The 16,185-nt window shown below is 67.4% G+C and carries 16 protein-coding genes; 12 read left to right on the top strand and 4 right to left on the bottom strand.

Annotated elements, in window-relative coordinates; all coding sequences use genetic code 11:
• Positions 1-77: 77 nt before the first annotated feature.
• Positions 78-1,847 carry an AcrB/AcrD/AcrF family protein gene (locus ACWPWT_RS04185; RefSeq protein ID WP_261268374.1) on the bottom strand — a complete coding sequence of 590 codons (1,770 nt, stop codon included), beginning with the start codon at positions 1,845-1,847 and terminating at the stop codon, positions 78-80.
• Between the two features lie 130 nt (positions 1,848-1,977).
• Between ACWPWT_RS04185 and ACWPWT_RS04180 the strand changes: the two genes are divergently transcribed.
• The 7 genes from ACWPWT_RS04180 (at position 1,978) to ACWPWT_RS04150 (ending at position 10,504) form a co-directional block, all read left to right on the top strand.
• Positions 1,978-2,361, top strand: coding sequence for a GtrA family protein (locus ACWPWT_RS04180; protein ID WP_261268649.1), 384 nt, complete (start codon positions 1,978-1,980; stop codon positions 2,359-2,361).
• A 4-nt stretch (positions 2,362-2,365) separates the two neighbouring features.
• A complete protein-coding gene (locus ACWPWT_RS04175; RefSeq protein ID WP_261268373.1) occupies positions 2,366-3,094 on the top strand; it encodes a class I SAM-dependent methyltransferase in 729 nt (242 codons plus the stop codon).
• Positions 3,095-3,257: 163 nt separating this feature from the next.
• Entirely contained in the window at positions 3,258-4,367 is a 1,110-nt protein-coding gene (locus tag ACWPWT_RS04170; RefSeq protein ID WP_454278691.1) for an 8-amino-7-oxononanoate synthase, read from the top strand.
• On the top strand, positions 4,364-4,984 hold the full coding sequence (gene bioD / locus ACWPWT_RS04165; RefSeq protein ID WP_261268371.1) for a dethiobiotin synthase: 621 nt from the start codon (positions 4,364-4,366) through the stop codon (positions 4,982-4,984). The genes ACWPWT_RS04170 and bioD overlap by 4 nt, the downstream gene beginning before the upstream one ends.
• Positions 4,981-6,228, top strand: coding sequence for an adenosylmethionine--8-amino-7-oxononanoate transaminase (locus tag ACWPWT_RS04160; protein ID WP_454278690.1), 1,248 nt, complete (start codon positions 4,981-4,983; stop codon positions 6,226-6,228). Before bioD ends, ACWPWT_RS04160 begins: the two co-directional genes overlap by 4 nt.
• A 68-nt stretch (positions 6,229-6,296) precedes the next feature.
• Positions 6,297-9,755 carry a glycosyl hydrolase 2 galactose-binding domain-containing protein gene (locus tag ACWPWT_RS04155; RefSeq protein WP_454278689.1) on the top strand — a complete coding sequence of 1,153 codons (3,459 nt, stop codon included), beginning with the start codon at positions 6,297-6,299 and terminating at the stop codon, positions 9,753-9,755.
• The gene (locus ACWPWT_RS04150) at positions 9,752-10,504 is read left to right on the top strand and encodes an SGNH/GDSL hydrolase family protein (RefSeq protein WP_454278688.1); all 753 of its coding nucleotides are present in this window, start codon (positions 9,752-9,754) and stop codon (positions 10,502-10,504) included. Before ACWPWT_RS04155 ends, ACWPWT_RS04150 begins: the two co-directional genes overlap by 4 nt.
• On the opposite strand, the gene ACWPWT_RS04145 is transcribed toward ACWPWT_RS04150, so the two are convergent.
• Positions 10,483-10,896: a PaaI family thioesterase gene (locus ACWPWT_RS04145; RefSeq protein ID WP_454278687.1), complete on the bottom strand. Its 414-nt coding sequence runs from the start codon at positions 10,894-10,896 to the stop codon at positions 10,483-10,485. The two genes, ACWPWT_RS04150 and ACWPWT_RS04145, sit on opposite strands and share 22 nt — an antisense overlap.
• Positions 10,893-11,303, bottom strand: a complete 411-nt coding sequence (locus ACWPWT_RS04140; protein WP_454278686.1) for a PaaI family thioesterase — start codon at positions 11,301-11,303, stop codon at positions 10,893-10,895. The genes ACWPWT_RS04145 and ACWPWT_RS04140 overlap by 4 nt, the downstream gene beginning before the upstream one ends.
• Positions 11,304-11,363: 60 nt before the next feature.
• Between ACWPWT_RS04140 and ACWPWT_RS04135 the strand changes: the two genes are divergently transcribed.
• On the top strand, positions 11,364-11,594 hold the full coding sequence (locus tag ACWPWT_RS04135) for an enoyl-CoA hydratase-related protein (RefSeq protein ID WP_454278685.1): 231 nt from the start codon (positions 11,364-11,366) through the stop codon (positions 11,592-11,594).
• A gap of 35 nt (positions 11,595-11,629) precedes the next feature.
• Positions 11,630-12,148, top strand: a complete 519-nt coding sequence (locus ACWPWT_RS04130; RefSeq protein WP_454278684.1) for an enoyl-CoA hydratase-related protein — start codon at positions 11,630-11,632, stop codon at positions 12,146-12,148.
• A 115-nt stretch (positions 12,149-12,263) separates the two neighbouring features.
• On the opposite strand, the gene ACWPWT_RS04125 is transcribed toward ACWPWT_RS04130, so the two are convergent.
• Positions 12,264-12,719 carry a peptidylprolyl isomerase gene (locus ACWPWT_RS04125; protein ID WP_261268364.1) on the bottom strand — a complete coding sequence of 152 codons (456 nt, stop codon included), beginning with the start codon at positions 12,717-12,719 and terminating at the stop codon, positions 12,264-12,266.
• A 116-nt stretch (positions 12,720-12,835) separates the two neighbouring features.
• Here ACWPWT_RS04125 and mgtE point away from each other — a divergent pair, with 116 nt between their 5' ends.
• From mgtE to ACWPWT_RS04110, 3 genes are all read left to right on the top strand, one after another.
• The gene (mgtE, locus tag ACWPWT_RS04120; protein ID WP_454279881.1) at positions 12,836-14,248 is read left to right on the top strand and encodes a magnesium transporter; all 1,413 of its coding nucleotides are present in this window, start codon (positions 12,836-12,838) and stop codon (positions 14,246-14,248) included.
• Positions 14,249-14,495: 247 nt separating this feature from the next.
• A complete protein-coding gene (locus tag ACWPWT_RS04115) occupies positions 14,496-15,755 on the top strand; it encodes a NupC/NupG family nucleoside CNT transporter (protein WP_454278683.1) in 1,260 nt (419 codons plus the stop codon).
• 259 nt (positions 15,756-16,014) lie between these two features.
• The gene (locus ACWPWT_RS04110) at positions 16,015-16,161 is read left to right on the top strand and encodes a hypothetical protein (RefSeq protein WP_261268362.1); all 147 of its coding nucleotides are present in this window, start codon (positions 16,015-16,017) and stop codon (positions 16,159-16,161) included.
• Positions 16,162-16,185: the final 24 nt, after the last annotated feature.

Raw genomic sequence — 16,185 nt, 5'->3', positions numbered from 1 at the left:
CCTCCGCGTTCTCCGCGCCTCCGCGAACCTTAAACCCGCAATCCGCGAGCGGTTCGACCGCGAGGGCGCGAAGACTCTCAATCGATCCGGTACAGCCGCAGCGGCGACCCCTTGGGCAGTGGCAGCGGGGTCAGCCAGTTCGGCACCCAGCCATGCGCCATCCGGTCGTAGAATCCCCCTGGCGCACGCGCGCGGTAATTGGTCGACTCGGCCATGTCGGGGCAGATCAGCAACAGGGTCGCGCCATGCCGCTTCATGATCGCCCGCGCCTGCGCCTCGCTGCCCTGAAAGGCGTGCTGCACGTCCAGGATCGCGTTGCCATTGCGGTGATAGGGGCCTGCGATCGCATCGTGATGGGTGGTGACGATCAGACGTGGCCCCAAGTCGACGAAGGTGAATACCGTCGCCTTGGGATAGGCGTTGACCCGCGTCAGCACCGAGGTCCGCACGCACTGCCCGGTCGCGCGATTGACCCGCGCGGCATAGGCGCTGGGCTGCGCGGCCGGCAGCTTCTTCAGGACCAGCGCGGCGACGACGCCGGTGGGAATCAGGATCACCGCGACCGTCAGCGGCACCCGCAACAGGGGTGAGCGCAACCGCTGGATCAGCGGGAGGAGCATCCACACCAAAGCCGCGACGCCCGGTACCGCCAGCATCTGCGCCGCCGGGGCCGCGCGCGCCTGCCACAACAGCATGGCGCAGGCGAAGGCGGTGAACAGCGCGACCGCGCTCCACCCGATCGTCCGACGCCGCCATGCCGCCAGGGCCGCACCGATCAGGCCGATGACCGGCATGATCGCCATGGGCAGCGCGACGCGAAGCGGATGCTTGTAGATCGGCTTGGCCTCGCGGACATTGTTCAGCCAGTTGCGCTGGAGCTCGGGGCTGACCTGTTCGGGGCGGGTCAGGCATTGCGGGAACAGGCTGGCGAACCCGCCCGCGATGATCGCCCCCGCCGCGACGGCGAGGCCAAGCCGCGCCCCCCGCGATTCCGGATTGATCCGCGCCAGCACGAACAGCAGCGCCCCCGCCACCACCGTCACCGACAACCAGACCGGAGTCAGCGCGTCGCAGCGCATCGCGTAATTGGCGTTGGAGGCAAAGGCGGCGAACCCCGCCGCGCTTCCCCCACCCAGCGTCAGCGCATAGACCGCCAGACGCGGCGCTTCCGCCCGGTCCCATACCCAGCGCAAGCATAATATGGCCCCCGCCATCGCGGCATAGGGCAGCATTTCCAGCCCGATCGCCAGCGACACCGCGCTGGCCAACCCGACCATCGCGCCGCCGCGCCGTCCTTGCGGATCGCACAGCCCCGCCACGGTGACGGCCAGCATCGCCAGCTGCCAGCCATGATGGTCGATACGCATCGGCATGTACATCAACTGCGTCGCGCTGGCGCAGAGCAGCAGGACGATTCCCAGCGGCCAGACATAGGGCTCGATCAACCGGCGGATGGTCGCCGCGATCGCCAGCATGGTGATCGACAAGGGGATGATCGGCGCGAGTCCGCAGGCGAGCCGTTCCGCCCAGGCGGGGGTGGTGAACAGGCGGAAGAACAGGATCAGGGCCGCGATGGGCAGGTCGACGATGCGGCTCCAGTGGATGTCGAATCCGACCGGCGGGTTCATCCGATACTGGCGCAGATCATACCAGCTTTGCCCCGCCATCCAGGCGCGAACCTGCATCAGGCGCATATTGTCGTCGGTATCGCCCAGCGACCACCAGCGTATCTGACCCCACCGGTCATACATGTACCAGGCGGCGACCGCGACCCAGGCGACCAGTACCCAGCGTCGCCAGTGCTGGTCGATCTCACGCTGCAGACGTTCCAAAGACGCTTCCCTCATACCCGCCCGCGGCTTAAGGCGCAGGACTTGGAGCCCGCTCTATCGCGGGCGGCGTAAAGGGCAAGGTCGGGGCAAAGGCGGCGGCGTGGCGACTCTTCAGCACCAGATCGATCGATGGCGGTCCAGCGGGATGCTGGGCCAGATCATCCGCTTCGGCATTGCGGGCGGCCTGTCGACGGTCGTCTATTCGGCGGTCTATCTGCCGCTGACCGCCTGGGTGCTGCCGCACAGCCAAGCCGTGCTGGCCGTTCCTCCGGCCTTTCTGGTCGCGGTGATCTTCGGCTTCTTCCTGCACAGCGCCTGGAGCTTCCGCGGGCACGGCACCCGCGATTCCAGCGGCAAGCAACATCTGAAATTCCTGGTGGTGCAGGGCTTTGGCCTTGCGTTGAATGCGCTCTTCACCTGGATCGCAACCGGGCTCCTGCATCAACCACCCTGGGTCGCGCTGATCCCGGTGGTCACGATCACGCCGATCGCGACCTTCGCGCTCAACCGCCAATGGGTCTTCGGATAAGTTCATGGACCGTATCGTTTACGACCGCATGGCCGCGCATGATTCCACCCATTGGTGGTACCGCGCCCGCCGCGACATCCTGGCCGATTATCTCGATCGCTATGGCAAGCTGCCCAAGGATGCGCGTATCCTGGAGATCGGCTGCGGCACCGGGCACAATCTGCCGATGCTGGCCAGCTTCGGCACGGTCGACGCGATCGAGATCGATCCCGCCGCGCGCGCGATCGCATCCCAGCGGCTCGGCCGTCCGGTCGGCGATGCGCCGCTTCCCGAACTGCCGGGGATCGAGCGGGGCGGCTATGACCTGATCGCGGTGCTCGACGTGGTCGAGCATATCGAGGACGATGTCGCCGCGCTCGCCGCGATGAAGTCGTGCCTGAAGCCCGGCGGCAAGATCCTGATCGCGGTGCCGGCGCATCAATGGATGTGGTCGGCGCATGACGTGGTGAACCATCACCATCGTCGCTATTCCAAGACGACCCTGGTCGCGGCGATCGAGAAGGCGGGGCTGAAACCCCACAAGCTCGGCTATTTCAACTCGCTGCTGTTCCCGCTGGCCGCCGCCGCGCGCATCGCGGGGCGGATCAGTGGCCGCGACGACAGCGACGACTCGCCGCCCCCCGCGCCGCTCAACAAGGCGTTCGAGGCGATCTTCCGGCTGGAGCGGCACTTGGTCGGGCGCGTGCCGATGACGCCGGGGGTTTCGATCGTGACTCTGGCGGAACCGGTTTGAGCTAGGCGTTCGGGAGTGGCCTTCGACTTCGCTCAGGCTGAACGGAGCGAAGTCCTTTGGGCCGCACATCCAAGCGGCCATTCAGCTTGAGCGCAGTCGAAGGCCACCCGATTCCTTCATAAATAAGGTTCCGCTCCTCAGCCTGGCTGGGTAGGGAAGCCCCATGCTGGACTTTCATCGCGCCGATCTGGCCCGACTGGCCGCGCGGGACCGATTGCGGGGGCTGGCCTCGCAGAGCGGCAAGGACTTCGCTTCCAACGACTATCTCGGCCTGGCGCACCACCCGCGCCTTGCCGCCGCCATTGCGCGAGCGATGGAAGAGGGCGTCCCCGTCGGCTCGGGCGGATCGCGCCTGTTGCGCGGCAATCGCCCGGAGCATCAGGCGCTGGAGGCCGAAGCCGCCACATTCTTCGGGGCGGAGGCGAGCCTCTATTTCTCGTCGGGCTATACCGCCAATGCCACGCTTCTCGCGACGCTGCCGCAACGGGGCGACCTGATCGTCCATGACGCGCTGGTCCATGCCAGCATGCATGAGGGGATGAAGCTGTCGCGCGCCGACAATGTGGCGGCGGCGCATAACGATGCCGATGCGTTCGACGCCGCGATCCGCGACTGGCGCGGGCGGGGCGGGAAAGGCACCGTCTGGATCGCGGCCGAGAGCCTGTACAGCATGGACGGTGACACCGCACCGCTGGCGGAGCTCCATGCGGTGGCCGAGCGGCATGACGCGATGCTGATCGTCGACGAGGCGCACGCGACCGGCGTCTTCGGCGATCGCGGGCAAGGGCTGGCGATACCCGGCGAGCGGGTGGTGACGCTTCATACCTGTGGCAAGGCGATGGGGTGCGAGGGCGCGCTGGTCACCGGGTCGGCACTGTTGCGCGACTATCTGGTCAATCGCGGGCGGGGCTTCATCTTCTCCACGGCTCCTTCGCCGCTGATGGCGTGTGCGGTGCGGGAGGCTTTGCGAATCCTGGCCGACGAGCCCGAGCGCCGCGCCGCGCTTCACCAGCGGATCGCGCTGGCGGGCGAGCGGCTGTCGAAGCACGGCGTCGCGGCGCAGGGCACTCCGATCCTGCCGCTGATCCTGCGCGACAATGGCCGCACCATGCGCACCGCCGAGGCGTTGCAGGCGCGTGGCTATGACATACGCGGCATCCGCCCGCCGACCGTGCCGGTGGGTTCGGCCCGGTTGCGGCTGTCCATCACCCTGAATGTCGAGGAGGCGGACATCATCGCGCTCGACGAAGCGTTACAAGAGGTTCTGGCATGAGCGCCGTCATCGTCACGGGCACCGATACCGAGATCGGCAAGACCATCTTCTCCGCCGCGCTGACGGGCGCGCTGGGGGCGAGTTACTGGAAGCCTGTCCAGGCAGGCACCGACGAGCAGGGGCATGGCGATGCCGAGACGGTCGCCGCGCTCAGCGGGCGTCCGGTCCTGCCGTCGGCCTATCGGTTGAAGACGCCCTGCTCCCCCCACCGCGCCGCCGAGATCGACGGTGTGACGATCGAGATGGAGCGGCTGGCCCTGCCGCCGGTCGACGGGCCGCTGGTGGCGGAAGGGGCGGGGGGCGTGCTGGTCCCGGTGACGCGACACATGCTGTTCGCCGATCTCTTCGCCCATTGGCAGCGTCCGGTGGTGCTGGTCGCCCGGACCGGGCTGGGGACGATCAACCACAGCCTCTTGTCGATCGAGGCGTTGCGGTCGCGCGGCGTACCCGTTCTGGGCATCGCCTTTGTCGGGGATGCGGTCGAGGATAGCGAGGCGACGATCGCCGCGATCGGTGGCGTGAAACGGCTCGGTCGCCTGCCGCGTCTGGCGAATCTCAACCGCGAGACGTTGGCGCAGGCCTTCGCCGCGAACTTCGATGCCAGGGATTTCCGATGACCTCGCCTGTCTGGCATCCCTTTACCCAGCATGGACTGGGCGAGCCGATCCCCAAGGTCGCCTCCGCGAGCGGCGCGGTGCTGACCACGGCTGACGGGCTCGAGGTGATCGACGCCATCTCCAGCTGGTGGGTGACGACGCACGGCCATAACCATCCGCGCATCGCGGCCGCCATCGCCGACCAGGCGCACCGGCTCGACCAGGTCATCTTCGCGGGATGGACCCACGAGCCCGCCGAAGAGGTGGCGGCCGAGTTGGTGCGGATCACGCCTGAGGCGCTGACGCGAGTCTTCTTCTCCGATTCCGGTTCGACCGCGGTCGAGGTCGCGTTGAAGATGGCGCTGGGATATTGGCTCAACCGGGGCGAGCCGCGTCATCGCATCCTGGTCCTCGAACACAGCTATCATGGCGACACAATCGGCGCGATGTCGGTCGGCGCGCGCGGCGTGTTCAACCGGCCCTATGCGCCACTCTTGTTCGATGTCGGCACCATCCCCTATCCCGTCGATGCCCAGGCGACGCTCGATGCGCTGGAGGCGGAGTGCCGGGCGGGCGCGGCGGCGTTCATCGTCGAGCCCCTGGTGCTGGGGGCCGGCGGCATGTTGTTCTACGCCCCGGAGACGCTTGCGGCGATGCGCGACATCTGCGCGGCGCATGGCGTCCTGTTCATCGCCGATGAGGTGATGACCGGATGGGGCCGCACCGGCACGCTGCTGGCGAGTGAGCAGGCGGGGGTGGTGCCCGACATTCTCTGCCTGTCCAAGGGGCTGACCGGCGGCGCGGTCCCGCTGGCGGTGACATTGGCGACCGAAGCGATCTTCCAGTCGCACTGGTCGGAGACGGATCGGTCCAGGCAATTCTTCCACTCGTCCAGCTACACCGCCAATCCCATCGCCTGCGCGGCGGCGGCGGCCAATCTGGCGATCTGGCGCGACGAGCCCGTGCAGGACCGGATCGACGCGCTGGCGGCGGCGCAAGCCCGGCATCTGGCGGCGGTCGGCGGCGAGGGGGCGGTGCGCAATCCCCGCGCGCTCGGCACCATCACCGCTTTCGAACTGGGCGCGGGGCAGGATTACCTCTCCGACCTGGGACCCCGGCTGCTCGCCCATTTCCGCGAGCGAAACCTGCTCGTCCGGCCGCTGGGCAACACCATCTATGTCATGCCGCCCTATGCGATCACCGCGGAACAGCTCGGTAAAGTCTGGACCGGCATCCATGAGGCGATCGGCCGCTTCGGGGGTTAGGACGGGGAAGCTTTGACTTTACGACCAATCATTTGCTTTATCCGGCAGCGATAAAAAAGGGAGCAGGCATGAGCGTGGCGGCGGCAAGAGCGATGGGAGCTCTGGCATCGATAACGGCGCTGGTCTGGAGCCTCGCCGCCTCCGCGCAGACGGCACCCGCCACCCCGACGGTCACGCCCCCCGCGACCCCCCTCGGCCCTATCAATGCCGATCTGCCGCCGGGTGGCGACAGCTATCGCCGCGCGATCGTACAGACACCGGTGGTCACGCCCAACTGGACGCTGTCCGCCTGGGTCCAGCCGCGCGGCGTCATGGGCAAGGGCACCACCATGCTGATCGGCGGCTTCGGCGATCCGACGCGGGGGCCGCGCCGCTATCTGGCGCTGGTCGACGGACAGCCCGCGCTCGTCACCGAAGCGGGGGTGGTGCAGGGCGGCGGCACGGCGGATCGCAACAAATGGACCCATATCGCGGCCAGCTATGACGGGAAGGTCGTTCGCCTGTTCGTCAACGGACGGCAGGTGGTCCAGCGCGGCCTGTCGCTGGAACCGGTGACGGGCGTGGCGACGCTGGCGCCGCGAAGCTATCAGCCGGTCTTCGCGGGCAAGGTCATCGACTTCCGCATGGTGCGCGAGGTGGTCGATCCGCTGACCATCCGCGTCGCCGCGCGGCGCGCCCCCGATCCGGCCAGGATGGCCCTCCAGACCGGCAGCCCGAACTGGCCCTATCAGGTTCGCCAGATGCAGGGGCAGACGGCGCCGCAGGATGCCTGGACCCTTCCCCAGTCCAAGGCCCCGATCCCGACCGGCGGCACGGCCAGGCCCGAGCCCAAGGATCCCGCGCTGGTCTCCACCGCGACCGGGCAATGGGCGGTGAATGGCTGGCGGCTGATCGAGGCGGCCAAGGTCGGCCCCGGCGGCGCGGACCTGTCGCAGGGAAGTTTCGACGCGAGCAAATGGTATGCCGCGACCGTGCCGGGCACGGTCCTGACCACGCTGATCGATCGCGGCGTCTATCCCGATCCGGCGGTGGGGCTGAACAACCTGTCCATCCCCGAGACGCTGGCGCGGCAGGATTATTGGTATCGCACCGAGTTCGATACGCCGCCCGAGGCCGCCGGGCGGCAGATGTGGCTGACCTTCAACGGCGTGAACTATTCGGCCGAAGTGTGGGTCAATGGCCGGATGGCGGGGACGATGAAGGGCGCGTTCATCCGTGGCCGTTTCCCCGTGACGCTGGCCGCCGGGCGCAACGCCGTCGCGGTGCGGGTCTCGCCGCCGCCGCATCCGGGGCTCGCGCATGAGGAATCGATGACGGCGGGCGTCGGCGAGAATGGCGGCGTCCAGATGCTCGACGGCCCGACCTTCGTCGCGACCGAGGGCTGGGACTGGATTCCCTCGGTCCGCGATCGCAACACCGGGCTGTGGCAGGGGGTGACGCTGGCCGCGACCGGCCCGGCGGTGATGGGCGACCCGCAGGTCGTCACCACGCTCCCCAAGCCCGACAATTCCGTCGCCGATGTCGAGATCGCGGTGCCCGTCACCAATAACGGCCAGGCCCCGGTGACGACGACGGTGCGCGCGGTGTTCGACGATGTGGTCGTCGAAAAGCCGGTCACCGTGGCACCGGGACAGACGATCCGCGCCCTCCTGTCGCCCGCCGAGTTCCCGCAACTGTCGGTCAAGAATCCGCGTCTCTGGTGGCCCAATGGCTATGGCGATCCGGCGCTGCACGATCTGGCGCTGACGGCGGCGGTCGATGGCGCGCTGTCCGATTCGAAGGCGCTGCGCTTCGGCATGCGGCAGGTCAGCTATGACCTGTCGTTGTTCGACGATGACGGCAATCTGGAGCGGGTGACGCTGGACCTCAACCGGGTGCGCGGCAGCCAGCGGGTGGTGGACACCAGCCATGCTGGTATCCGCAAGACGGCAAATGGCTGGGCGATGAGCTTCACCCCGGGCGGCGACCAGTCGGCGGCGGTGACGAAGGTCGCCGACGATCCGCGTCTGGCCCCCTATCTCGTGCTGCGCGTCAACGGCGTGCGGATCGCGGCGCGTGGCGGCAATATCGGCATGGACGATTATAGGAAGCGCGTCGACCGCGCGCATCTGGAGCCGTTCTTCCGCCTCCACCGCGACGCGCATCTGAATATCGTCCGCAACTGGGTGGGCCAGAATAGCGAGGAGAGTTTCTTCGATCTGGCCGATGAGTATGGGCTGATGGTCCTGTCCGACTTCTGGGAGTCGACCCAGGACTACAATATGGAGGCCGAGGATCCGCAACTCTTCCTCGCCAACGCCGCCGATGTGGTCCGCCGTTTCCGCAACCATCCCTCGATCGTCGCCTGGTTCGGGCGCAACGAGGGCGTGCCGCAGCCGATCCTTAATAGCGGGCTGGACACGCTGCTGCGCGCCGAGGACGGGACGAGGCTCTATATGCCCTCATCCAACGCGGTGAACCTGCAAGGCTCGGGGCCGTATAACTGGCGGCCGCCGGTCGAATATTTCACCGACCATGCCAAGGGTTTCTCGGTCGAGGTCGGCACCCCCTCGCTGCCGACGCTGGAGGCGTGGAAGCGTGCCATTCCGGCCGAGGCGGATCGCTGGCCGATCGGCGATGTCTGGGCCTATCATGACTGGCACCAGACCGGGAATGGCGCGGTGAAGAGCTTCACCGACGCGCTCGAACGCCGTTTCGGTCCCGCTACCGGCCTGGAGGATTTCGAGCGCAAGGCGCAGATGATGGAGTATGAATCCTATCGCGCCATCTTCGAAGGGATGAATGCGGGCCTGTGGACCGAGAATTCGGGCCGGATGCTGTGGATGACGCAACCCGCCTGGCCGTCCTCGGCGTGGCAGATCTTCTCATCCGACTATGACACCCACGCTGCCTTTTACGGGGTGAAGAAGGCCGCCGAGCCGATCCATGTCCAGATGAACCTGCCCGACCACCGCGTCGTCCTGGTCAACAACACCCGCGACGCGCTGAAGGGCGTGCAAGTGCGTGCCAAGATCGTCGGACTGGATGGCCGGGCCGAAGGCGAGCAGGAGGCGAAGGTCGCCGCCAATGCCGAGGGGGTGACGCCGGTGCTCAACCTCGACCTCGGCTCGGCGATGAAGCGTGGGCCGGTGCTGGTCCGGCTGGAGGCGAGCGATGCGGGTGGGCAAATCCTGTCGACCAACAGCTATTGGCAGGCGCCGGACGATGCGGGCTACCGTGCGCTGACGACGATGGGCGCGGCGACCGTCACCGCGACGACCAGCCTTCAGGGGCAGGGCGAGGAGACGATCGCCAACATTACCCTGACCAACAGCGGCACCGTCCCCGCGATCGAGACCAAGCTGACCGTGATGAACGCGGACGGCAGCCAAGTGCTGCCCGCCTATTTCAGCGACAATTACATCACCCTGTTGCCCGGAGAGACCCGCGTGATCGAGATTCGCTATCCCACGGCCAAGGCGGACAAGCCGAGCGTCACGCTTCGTGGCTGGAACGTCACCGCGACCGCGGCGGAGCTGCGCCCATGAGCCGCCTGTCCCTGGCCGCATTGTTGGTGCTGACCCTCGCCACGTCCGCCTCTGCGCAACAGAAGGAGACGGACGGCCAGCGCTGGGCGCGCGAATGGGAAGAGCGGTTGCACAACGACTTCGCCTATCTGGCGCGCTACCGGGACGACAATGCGAAGCTCGGCGCGCCCGTCGCCGGACAGCCGCGCGTGGTCTTCATGGGCGATTCGATCACCGAGGGCTGGGTCGGCAAGATGCCGCAATTCTTCACCCCCGGGCGGGTCGGACGCGGGATCAGCGGGCAGACGACCTCGCAGATGCTGCTCCGCTTTCGACAGGATGTGATCGACCTGCATCCGACGGTGGTTCAGATCATGGCGGGCACCAACGATATCGCGGGCAATACCGGCCCCACGACCGATGCGCAGGTGCAGGGCAATATCATGTCGATGGTCGAGCTGGCGCAGGCCAACGGCATCCGCGTGATCCTGGCCTCGATTCCGCCCGCCGATCACTTCGAATGGAAACCCGGCGTGAAGCCTGCCCCGCGCATCGCCGCGATGAATGCATGGGCGAAGGATTACGCGGCCCGCATTGGCGCGACCTATGCCGATTACTGGTCGGTCCTGCACGTTGGCGACGCGCTGAACCCTGCATTCGGGACCGACGGCGTGCATCCCAATGCGGCGGGCTATGCCGCCATGGCCCCGGTCGCCGATGCCGCGATCAAGCGCGCTTTGGCCAAGCCTCAGCCACGCAAGATGCGGTAGTTCAGACGCGCGGTCGCGATCGGTTTCCCGCGATCCTCCTGCCACGCCGTCGCCTCGACATTGGCGACCCGCTGGCCGAGGCGCAGGATGGTGCCGACCGCGCGCGTCGGGTGATCGCGGCCGGTGCGCAGATAATCGGTCGTCACCGTCACCGGCTTGATCCGGCCGCCGCCCTCGCTGGCCAGCCTATGGGTGAGCGCGGCGATCCCCGCCACCTCCAGCAGCCCCGCGATCGCCCCGCCCTGGAGCAGTCCGGGCCAGCCCATGACATGGTCGCCGAACGGCATGACCAGGTGCGGAGCATCATCCACCCAGTCGATCGAGCAACCGAGCAATTCCGCATAGGGTGGCAGGACCATCGCCTGCCCGATGGCGGTGCGGGGCGCGCTCATGGCTTCATCCCCATGAAGGTGCCCGCGACATGCGCGACGGGATCGCCCGGATCGCCGTCATGCGCGATGCCCCGGACAAAGGCGACGCTGCGGGTGATGCGATAGCATTCGCCCCGTCCGATCACCGTCCGCTCGGGGACTGCGGGGCGGAGATAATCGACGCGCAGGTCCAGCGTCACATGCGCCTCGAAGCGCCCACGCTTCAGCCAGACGGCGACGCTGGTCGCCATGTCCATCATCGCGACGATCGGGCCGGAGGCGATGACCCCGCTCGCCGGATCGCCGATCAGCCGTCGGTCATAGGGCAGCGCGAGTTCCGCCCAGTCTTGCCCATGCGCGTGATAGGCGATCCCCAGATGCCGGCCATGCCCGCCGCCCAGGCCGCCCATCGCGACGAAGCGTTCCATATCGAACCCCATGGTCCGATGGTCTACACGAGCGCAAAGCCAGTGCAAAAGGAGAGCGATATGCGGGACCGGGTGGCCATCGAGGTGGCGGGCGGCGTTGCCGATGTCCGGCTGGCGCGGGGCGAGAAGCTGAACGCGATCGACCGTGCGATGTTCGATGCGCTGGCCGAGGCGATCGCGACTCTCGCGGCCCGCACCGACCTGCGCGCCGTCGTGCTGTCGGGGGAAGGGGAGGGGTTCTGCTCCGGCCTCGACATGGCGGCGATGGCGGGGGCGATCTGGCGGGGCTGAACCTGTCGGCCCGCGACTTCGACCCGGCGAATCTGGTGCAGCAGGCGGCGTGGGGCTGGCGGACGCTGTCGGTGCCGGTGATTGCGGCGGTCCACGGCGTCGCCTTTGGCGGCGGGACACAGATTATGGCCGGCGCGGACATCCGGATCGCGCACCCCAGGACGCGCTTCGCGATCCGCGAGGTGCATTGGGGGATCGTTCCCGACATGGGCGGCTTCGCCCTGTGGCCCGGCGTGCGCGAGGATATATTGCGCGAATGGGTCTATACCGCGCGCGAATTCGATGCGGCTGAGGCGCTGGCGGCGGGGTTCGTCACGCGGTTGGCGGAGGACCCGAGGGCCGAGGCGCTGTCGCTCGCCCGCAGGATCGCCGAGCGCAGCCCCGATGCGGTGCGCAGCGCCAAGCGACTGTTCGGCGCGATGGCGACCACCGAACCGGCGACGATGCTGGCGATGGAAAGCGCCGAGCAGGTAGGTCTGATGAAGGGCGCGAATCACCGCGAGGCGGTGCGGGCGAATATGGAGCGGCGGCGGCCGGATTTTCGCGATTCGTAATACTCACAATTCCTCCCCTTGCAGGGGAGGATTTGTGAAGCCTCTGCCGGGGGGCAACGAAAAAGGGGAGCCTCTTTCGAGACTCCCCTTCAAAACCATCCGGTTCGCGGGAAGATTACTCCGCGGTCGCCTTCAGGATCTTGCCCGGATTGCGGGGCGGCTCACCCTTGGGGAGCGCGTCGACATGCTCCATGCCGCTCTCGACCTGGCCCCAGACGGTGTACTGGCGGTCGAGGAAGCGCGCGTCGTCGAAGCAGATGAAGAACTGCGAATTGGCCGAGTTCGGGTCGTTGGTCCGCGCCATCGAGCAGGTGCCGCGCACATGCGGCTCGGCGTTGAATTCCTGCTTCAAGTTCGGCTTGTCCGAACCCGACATGCCGGTGCCGGTGGGGTCGCCGCCCTGCGCCATGAAGCCGGGGATCACGCGGTGGAACACGACGCCGTCGTAAAAGCCTTCATTGGCGAGCCCGCCGATGCGCGCGACATGCTCGGGCGCGAGGTCGGGGCGCAGGGTGATGACGACATCGCCGCTGTCGAGCGTCAGGGTCAGCTTGGAAAAAGTCTCGGCCATAAGGGTCTTCCTTGGTTGATGCCCCGCAGGTAGGGATTCCTGTGCCCGCTGGCAAATCCAGGCGCCTCTCTATAGAGGCGTGACACCGCGTTCATCCACGATCGAGGGAGGCCGAGATCAGCGACACCGAACTCCCCGAACTGGAAACCGAGACGCCGCTGCCCGAGACGCAGCTGGACGAGGACGACCGGCTGAAGCCCGAATATGTGACGGCCGTGCTCGACGCGCTGGAGGCGGGCAACGACGAGGGTGCGCGCGCGCTTGTCGAGCCGCTGCACCCCGCCGACATCGCCGACCTGTTCGAGCTGGTCGGGGACGAGGAACGCGTCAACCTGGCGCGTGCGGTCGCGGATTTGCTGAACGGCGACGTCTTCGCCGAGATGAACGACTATGTGCGCGAGCAGCTGATCCAGGCGCTCGAACCGCATGAAGTCGCCGACATCGCCTCCGAACTCGACACCGACGACGCGGTGGCGATCATCGAGGACATGGACGAGGACGAGCAGCGCGCGGTGCTGCGCGCGCTCGACCCCGACGATCGCGCTGCGATCGAGGAGGCGCTGTCCTTCCCCGAGGAGTCCGCCGGCCGCCTGATGCAGCGCGAGCTGATCGCGGTGCCTGAGCATTGGACGGTGGCCGAGACGATCGAGTTCCTGCGCGACGACGAGGAACTGACCACCGATTTCTGGGAAATCTTCGTCGTCGATCCCGGCCACCGCCCGATCGGCACCTGTCAGCTTTCGTGGATTCTTCGCGCGCCGGGCCAGATCGTGATCGGCGATGTGATGAAGCGCGAGCAGACGCTGATCCCGGTCGACATGGACCAGGAAGAGGTGGCGCTGCGCTTCCAGAAATATGCGCTGATCTCGGCCGCGGTGGTCGATGGCAGCGGGCGGCTGGTCGGCATGATCACGGTCGACGATATCGTCCACATCATCCAGCAGGAAGCGGGCGAGGACGTGCTGCGCCTGTCGGGTGCGGGCGAGGGCGACATCAACGAGCCGATCCTCGACAGTTACAAGAGCCGCGTCCGCTGGCTGCTCGCCAACCTGATCACCGCGATGGTCGCCTCTTCGGTGATCGCCGCGTTCGAGGGGACGATCGCGCGGATGGTGGCGCTGGCGACACTGATGCCGATCGTCGCCGGGGTCGGCGGCAATGCGGGGACGCAGACGCTGGCGGTGACGGTGCGCGCGCTGGCGACGAACCAGCTGACCCAGTCGAACACCGCCCGCGCGATCATGCGCGAAATCCGCGTGGCGATGATGAACGGCGTGACGGTCGCGGCGGTGATCGGGGTGGGGGTCAGCCTCGTCTTCGCCAATCCGGCGCTGGGCATGGTGATCGCGGCGGCAATGATGACCAATATCCTGGTCGCGGGGCTGGCGGGCGTGCTGGTGCCGGTGACTTTGGATCGATTCGATGCCGACCCGGCGGTGGCGTCGTCGGTGTTCGTGACGATGACGACCGATTCGATCGGGTTCCTGGCGTTCCTGGGACTGGCGACCGCGGCGGGGCTGACGGGCTGACGCAATTCCTCCCCTGCAAGGGGAGGTGGCAGCGTGCAGCGCTGACGGAGGGGTGTCCCGCTATCGAGAGGGCGACAACCCTCCACCATGCTGCGCATGGTCCCCCTCCCCTTGCAGGGGAGGAATTTCGCCACCCGATCAAAACTATGGCGGTCATGCTTCACCATGCTTATGGTGCACCCCCGCGCAGCCGGGGGGCCGCGTATATCCACCACCCGCCCCAAAGCGGCCCAGTTAAGCAGCGCGCATGAATCGTTTCGCCATCGGTATCGCGGGTATTCTTGTCATTCTGGGCATCGCGGTTGCCCTCTCCACCGATCGCCGCGCCATCCGCCCGCGCGTCGTCGGCGCGGCTTTCGCATTGCAGGCCGGGATTGCGGTGCTCGTCCTCTATGTCCCCTGGGGCAAGAAGGTGCTGCAATGGCTGTCGGGCGGCGTGGCTGGGCTGCTCGGCTATGCCAATGAGGGGACGAAGTTCCTGTTCGGGGCGCTGGCCTCCGACCCGCTGGGCCGGAATTTCGCGATCCAGGCGCTGCCCGTCATCATCTTCTTCGCCGCGCTGGTGTCGATCCTTTATTATCTGGGGATCATGCAGCTGGTCGTGCGCTGGCTGGGCGGCGCGATCGAGAAGGTGATCGGTGTGTCGAAGGTCGAATCGCTGTGCGCCGCCGCCAATGTGTTCGTCGGCCAGTCCGAATCGCCGCTCGTCATTCGCCCCTATCTGGCCGGGCTGACCCCGGCGCAGCTTTTCACCGTCATGACCAGCGGCATGGCGGGCGTGGCGGGCACGATCCTGGCGGCCTATGCCTCAATGGGCATCTCGATCGAGTATCTGCTCGCGGCCAGCTTCATGGCGGCGCCCGGCGGCATCCTGATGGCCAAGATCATCATGCCCGACCGGATCGAACCGCCCGCGGGGCAATTGCCGCTGGGCGATGTGATCGAGGACGAGAAGATCGCGCTGGCCGAGGCGACGCATGACGAGGAAAAGCCCGCCAACATCATCATGGCGGCCGCGCAAGGCGCGCAGACCGGCGTGAAGCTGGCCGTGGCGGTCGGTGCGATGGTGCTGGCCTTCGTCGCGCTGGTCGCGCTGGCGAACGGGTTGCTCGGCGGCCTGGGCAATCTGATCGGCATTCCGGGGCTCAGCTTCCAGGCGCTGCTGGGTTATGTGTTCCAGCCGATCATGGCGCTGCTCAACGTGCCGTGGAACGAGGCGGGGATCGCGGGCGGGCTGTTCGGCGAGAAGATCGTGCTCAACGAGTTCGTCGCCTATATCGACCTGGGCAAGCAGGCGGGGCAGCTGTCGCCGCGCACCGTCGCGGTCGTGACCTTCGCGCTGTGCGGTTTCGCCAATTTCTCCTCGATCGCGATCCAGATGGCGGTGACGGGCAGCCTCGCCCCCAACCAGCGCCCGACCATCGCGCGCCTCGGCATCCGCGCGCTGATCGCGGGGAGCCTGGCCAATCTGATGTCGGCGGCGCTGGCGGGGTTGTTGATCGCCTGACGCCCATTCGGGGTTGATCCAGCGCGACAGGGCGTTATGGCGCGCCCTGTCGGTCGCCAGCGTGGCCGACCAACACAACAGGATCATAATGCCCCGATCTAGTCCCTTGTCCGGCGACGAGGACAGTAGACGCTTCGGCGTCCACGTCTTTGCCGACCGTCTGACGGGCCTGACGGGGTCGCCGATAGCGGCCCGCTAAAAGCCGTTCCTCGCCGACCTTCCGCCGGGCTCGACCATATGAACCCGAAGGAGGTCCGCCATGACCCGCACCATGTTCCGCGCGCATATCCGCGCCCAGTCCCTCGCCACCGTGATGGCGAGCGTCCCGCGCGAGCGCGCACGCCTGCTCCGCGCGCTTGCGTCCACCCGTCCGCAGACGATCCGTCGCACCCGCCCATCGGTCTGATACTGCGACCCCGGCACGTCTGAC

Source organism: Sphingomonas sp. Marseille-Q8236, from assembly GCF_965112005.1.
This window is presented reverse-complemented; position numbering and strand designations above follow the sequence as displayed.

Coding starts and splice junctions, on each gene's coding strand:
- ACWPWT_RS04160 (WP_454278690.1), top strand. CDS start 4,981: ATGACCTCGCCTGTCTGGCATCCCTTTACCCAGCATGGACTGGGCGAG.
- ACWPWT_RS04145 (WP_454278687.1), bottom strand. CDS start 10,896: ATGAGCGCGCCCCGCACCGCCATCGGGCAGGCGATGGTCCTGCCACCC.
- ACWPWT_RS04115 (WP_454278683.1), top strand. CDS start 14,496: ATGAATCGTTTCGCCATCGGTATCGCGGGTATTCTTGTCATTCTGGGC.
- ACWPWT_RS04135 (WP_454278685.1), top strand. CDS start 11,364: ATGCGGGACCGGGTGGCCATCGAGGTGGCGGGCGGCGTTGCCGATGTC.
- ACWPWT_RS04110 (WP_261268362.1), top strand. CDS start 16,015: ATGACCCGCACCATGTTCCGCGCGCATATCCGCGCCCAGTCCCTCGCC.
- ACWPWT_RS04125 (WP_261268364.1), bottom strand. CDS start 12,719: ATGGCCGAGACTTTTTCCAAGCTGACCCTGACGCTCGACAGCGGCGAT.
- bioD (WP_261268371.1), top strand. CDS start 4,364: ATGAGCGCCGTCATCGTCACGGGCACCGATACCGAGATCGGCAAGACC.
- ACWPWT_RS04155 (WP_454278689.1), top strand. CDS start 6,297: ATGAGCGTGGCGGCGGCAAGAGCGATGGGAGCTCTGGCATCGATAACG.
- ACWPWT_RS04185 (WP_261268374.1), bottom strand. CDS start 1,847: ATGAGGGAAGCGTCTTTGGAACGTCTGCAGCGTGAGATCGACCAGCAC.
- ACWPWT_RS04175 (WP_261268373.1), top strand. CDS start 2,366: ATGGACCGTATCGTTTACGACCGCATGGCCGCGCATGATTCCACCCAT.
- ACWPWT_RS04180 (WP_261268649.1), top strand. CDS start 1,978: ATGCTGGGCCAGATCATCCGCTTCGGCATTGCGGGCGGCCTGTCGACG.
- ACWPWT_RS04170 (WP_454278691.1), top strand. CDS start 3,258: ATGCTGGACTTTCATCGCGCCGATCTGGCCCGACTGGCCGCGCGGGAC.
- ACWPWT_RS04150 (WP_454278688.1), top strand. CDS start 9,752: ATGAGCCGCCTGTCCCTGGCCGCATTGTTGGTGCTGACCCTCGCCACG.
- ACWPWT_RS04140 (WP_454278686.1), bottom strand. CDS start 11,303: ATGGAACGCTTCGTCGCGATGGGCGGCCTGGGCGGCGGGCATGGCCGG.